The sequence below is a fragment of the Arthrobacter sp. H14 genome (assembly GCF_000520495.1).
GTDB lineage: Bacteria > Actinomycetota > Actinomycetes > Actinomycetales > Micrococcaceae > Arthrobacter_C.
Genome location: NZ_KI914697.1, coordinates 1 through 4,627 on the forward strand (window position 1 = coordinate 1; position 4,627 = coordinate 4,627).

The window sequence follows — 4,627 nt, forward strand, 5'->3', positions numbered from 1 at the left end:
TTATTGGCAGGCCGCCACCAACCGCCTGGCCAATCCGGTCCAGGTTTCAGCGGACACGGTTACGCGTCCGGCATGGGGTTTATGGGATGTGGTCTTTGGACTCGCGGCCTTCATTCTGGTGCCACTCGGCGGCGGGTTGGCGATCCAGTTGGCCCGCGGAGGCAGAGGACTGACACCACCGCTGGTCCTTGCCTCCCTGGCTCTGGTGTGGATAACGATCCTGGCTGTCTGCCTGTTGGTTTCGAAGAGGCGCGGGTATGGCTCGCTGGCCCGCGATTTCGGCTTAAGGTTCAAATGGATCGACCTGGCGATCGGTTTCGCCTGTGGGATTGCGGCACGCCTGCTCGTACTGCTGGTCCTGTTCCTCATCCTGTTGGTCTGGCCGCCCGAAGACGGGCAGCTGCTGGAATCCAATATTGGTATCTTCCTCACCGGAGACGTCCTGTGGATCGTTGTCAATGCCTTTATCGGCGGCGTCGTTATTGCTCCAATTCTTGAAGAACTGTTCTTCCGGGGATTCATCCTGCGGGCGGTCCAGAATGCAGTGTGGCTTGGCAAAGCGCGTTCGGGCGGAGCCGCCGGGTCGCGACCGATCCGCACTGCGACCGAACGCAGACCTCTCCGTCTGGCGACGATGACGGCGATTCTTGCCAGCGCCGCCCTCTTCTCGGCCGTACACCTCGGCGGTGTGACGAGTCTTCAGTCCACAATCCTGTTGCTGGTGTCCATTTTCGTGATGGGCATTGTGTGCGGCACGCTCACGGTGCTGACAGGGCGGCTGGGCAGCGCCATCGTGACCCATATGGTGTTCAACGGCATCGCGATAGTCCTGGCCTTGGCGCTCCAAATCGCTTAGTCGACCAGGACAGTCAGGCACCCTTCTTCTGCCGGGTCTTGGACGCGGACTTGGATTCTCCGTCCTTATCGTCTTTGTCTTTATCCGAACTGGAGGACTTCGATTTAGACGATTTCGACCCCGCCGATTTTCCGGTCGACTTGGAATCCGAACTTTTCGAAGATCCGGACTTGGAGGAGGCTGACTTTGAGGATTTGGACCCGCCGGAAGACTTCGATTTCGAACCGGAGGACTGCTTCGGCGCCTCCTCCTCGTCATCTTCGTCTTCCTCGTCAGAGTCGTCCGAAGTATCCGCGGCCGCCGAGGAGCCGCGGTTCTTCTCCACACTCCGGCGCAACGCTTCCATCAGGTCGAGGACCTTGGCGCCGCCTTCCTCTTCCTCGCCGGTTTCGCCGAAGGTTTCCTCAGTGTCGTATCCCTCGCCCTTCTCCAGCTTCGCTTCGACCAGTTCCTGCAGCTGTTCCTGGTACTCGTCGGTGAATTCTTCCGGCGTGAAGTCGCTTGAGAACGAATCCACCAGCGCCGATGACATCTTGAGTTCTTTGTCGGAGACTTTGACCTTTTCGTCCAGCGAGGGGAATGAGGCTTCCCGCACCTCGTCCTCCCACAGCAGGGTCTGGATCATCAACACGTCGTCGCGCACCCGCAGCGCGGCCAGCCGGCTCTTCTGCCGCAGGGTGAACTTCACGATGGCGGTACGGTCGGTCTCTTCGAGGGTCCGCCGCAGCAGAACGTAAGCCTTGCTCGACTTGGAATCCGGCTCGAGGTAGTAGGCCTTGTCGAACATGATCGAGTCGACCTGCTCGCTGGGCACGAATTCGACGACGTCGATCTCCCGGCTTTTTTCCACGGGCAGCGAGTCGAAATCCTCGTCGGTCAAGACCACGGTGCGATCGCCGTCGTCGTACGCCTTATCAATGTGCTGATACTCGACTACTTCACCGCAGACCTCGCAGTGGCGCTGATAACGGATCCGCCCGCCGTCCTTGTCGTGGACCTGATGCAGGCGGATGTCATGGTTCTCCGTAGCGCTGTATACCTTCACCGGGACATTGACCAGCCCAAAGGCTATCGCGCCCTTCCAGATGGCTCGCATACCCCTAGTCAACACCAAGCATGCTTACTAGGCTAGAGGTCGGGCGACATTTGGAGATAACAGTATGGCTAAACAGGCGGAGAACCGGCAGGTCGTCACCGTCGAAGGCCGCCGGATCAGGCTGACCAGCCTCGACAAGGTGATGTACCCGGAAACCGGCACCACCAAGGGCGATGTCCTCTACTACTACAGCCAAATAGGGAAGTGGCTGATTCCGCACGCAGCCAACCGCGCGGTCACGCAGAAACGGTGGGTCAACGGCGTCGGCACGGCCGAGAAGCCGGGCGAGGTCTTCTTCCAGAAAAACCTGGACAAAAAGTCCACGCCGGATTGGCTGCCGCGGCAATCCATGACGCACAAGACGAGCACCAACTGCTATCCGCTGGTCAATGATCAGGCCACCCTCACCTGGCTGGCGCAGATGGCTGCCCTCGAACTGCATGTGCCGCAGTGGAAGTTCGACGACGGCGACGGCGGCGGGCGGGGAATGCCCGACCGGATGGTGCTCGACCTGGACCCGGGGGAGGGCACTGGACTGGCCGAGTGCGCCGAGGTCGCCCGGCTGGCGCGCGTGATTCTGGAAGATATGGGTCTGCACCCGATGCCGGTCACCAGTGGGAGCAAGGGTATCCATCTTTATGCCGGGCTTAAGACGGGCCAGACTTCCGAGGACGTCTCGACCGTTGCGCATGAGCTGGCGCGGGCGCTCGAGGCGGACCACCCGGACCTGATCGTCAGCGACATGAAGAAGGTACTGCGCAAGGGCAAGGTGCTGGTGGACTGGAGCCAGAATAATGCGGCGAAGACCACGATCACGCCCTACTCACTGCGGGGGCGGACGCGGCCGATGGTCGCCGCGCCGCGGACCTGGGAGGAACTCGGATCGGAGGACCTGCAGAACCTGGATTACCAACAAGTGCTGGAGCGGATGGACGGAGGTGAGGATCCCCTCGCGGAGTTGTCAGCCGGTAAGCTCGGGGCCGCCGTCGAAGAGACCAAGGATGGCGGCGGTATCAGCGCCGGTAAGTCGAGCACAAAGCAGGCGCCGAGGCGACCCAACGTCCCGGCCGGAGAGAAGCCGGACGAGGAAAAATCCGCGGCAGCCCACACCTTCGACCGCCTGCATAAGTACCGGAGCATGCGCGATCCGGACAAGACGCCGGAGCCGGTCCCGGATGAAATCACCCGCGCCGAGGCGGGCCACACTTTCGTCATCCAGGAACACCACGCCACACGGCTGCACTATGACTTCCGGCTCGAACACGATGGCGTCCTGGTCTCCTGGGCCGTCCCCAAGGGCGTTCCCACCAGCACGGACAAGAACCACCTTGCGGTCCAGACCGAAGATCATCCGATGGAGTACGGCAGCTTCGAGGGAACGATCCCGAAGGGCGAATACGGCGGCGGAGACGTCTCCATCTGGGACGCCGGAACGTACGAGCTGGAGAAGTGGCGTGATGGCAAGGAAGTGATCGTCACGCTCTATGGCGAGGAGGATGGCGGCCTGGGCGGTCCCCGTAAGTATGCGCTGATCCATACCGGCGGCGGCGAAGGGTCCAAGGACAACTGGTTGATCCACCTGATGAAAGATCAGCCTGGAGCGGGTGCCAAGTCGTCCGGCCGAAAGGGCACCGGGCCCAAGGCGGCCGGGCGCAAGAGCAGGAGTGACGGAGACAGGAACGACGACGGCGACGGCTCGGCTGACAAGGCCGCCACGGGCTCCCCCAGCGCCGATGCTGCCCTTCCCGGTGATGATCCGGGCAAGCGCCCGCCGAAGGTCGTACCCATGATGGCCAAGCACGGAACCATCGAGGACGTCGACGATGGGGACGGCTGGGGCTTCGAGATGAAATGGGACGGCATCCGAGCCACCGCCACCATCTATAAGGGCGGACTCACCCTCACCAGCCGCAACGACAACGATCTCACCGTTTCCTACCCGGAGCTCGAAGAGCTGACGGAGATCCTGGGCAACAACACCGTCGTATTGGACGGGGAAATCGTTGCCATTAACAAGGCCGGCCGGCCCGATTTCGGCCTCCTGCAGACGCGGATGCAGCTGACGAAGAAAGCCGACGTCGAACGTGAGGCGAAAAAGACCAGGGTCGAGTTCATGGTCTTCGACCTGCTGTACTTCAACGGAACCTCGCTGTTGAAGGAGAGCTACCGGAACCGCCGTCGTGCATTGGACCTGATCTTCGAGGGCACCAAGACCGACCATATCCACCTGCCACCCGGCATCGACGCGCCCGCTAAAGAGGCTCTCGAGAGCAGCAAGGAACTGGGCCTCGAGGGCATCATGGCGAAAAAGTGCTCCTCCACCTACTCATCAGGCAAACGCACCGGCAGCTGGATCAAGATCAAGAACCAGCTCACCCAGGAGGTCGTGATCGGCGGCTGGCGCCCGGGCAAGGGCAGCCGCGCGAACCAGATCGGATCCCTGCTGATGGGGATTCCCGACGGCGACAGCTTGGAGTATGTAGGCCGCGTCGGCACTGGTTTCAGCGACAAGGAGCTGGACGCCCTGACCGTGAAACTGAAGAAACTCGAACGCAAAACCAGTCCGTTCGACGACGTACCGAAACCTGACGTCGCCGACGCACACTGGGTGACACCCAAGCTGGTTGGCGAAGTCCGGTACGCCGAACGCACGGGCGGAGGGAGGCTTCGCCAGC

General features: G+C 61.7%; 3 protein-coding genes. 2 read left to right on the plus strand and 1 reads right to left on the minus strand.

Features of this window, described 5'->3' with window-relative positions:
* A partial coding sequence (locus Y707_RS0119950; RefSeq protein ID WP_026536375.1) for a CPBP family intramembrane glutamic endopeptidase occupies positions 1-856 on the plus strand: 856 nt, incomplete at its 5' end.
* Between the two features lie 13 nt (positions 857-869).
* Here the strand turns inward: Y707_RS0119950 and ku are convergent.
* The gene (ku, locus tag Y707_RS0119955) at positions 870-1,952 is read right to left on the minus strand and encodes a non-homologous end joining protein Ku (RefSeq protein WP_026536376.1); all 1,083 of its coding nucleotides are present in this window, start codon (positions 1,950-1,952) and stop codon (positions 870-872) included.
* 64 nt (positions 1,953-2,016) lie between these two features.
* Between ku and Y707_RS27830 the strand changes: the two genes are divergently transcribed.
* The coding region (locus tag Y707_RS27830; protein ID WP_051442242.1) for an ATP-dependent DNA ligase at positions 2,017-4,627 on the plus strand (2,611 nt) is incomplete at its 3' end.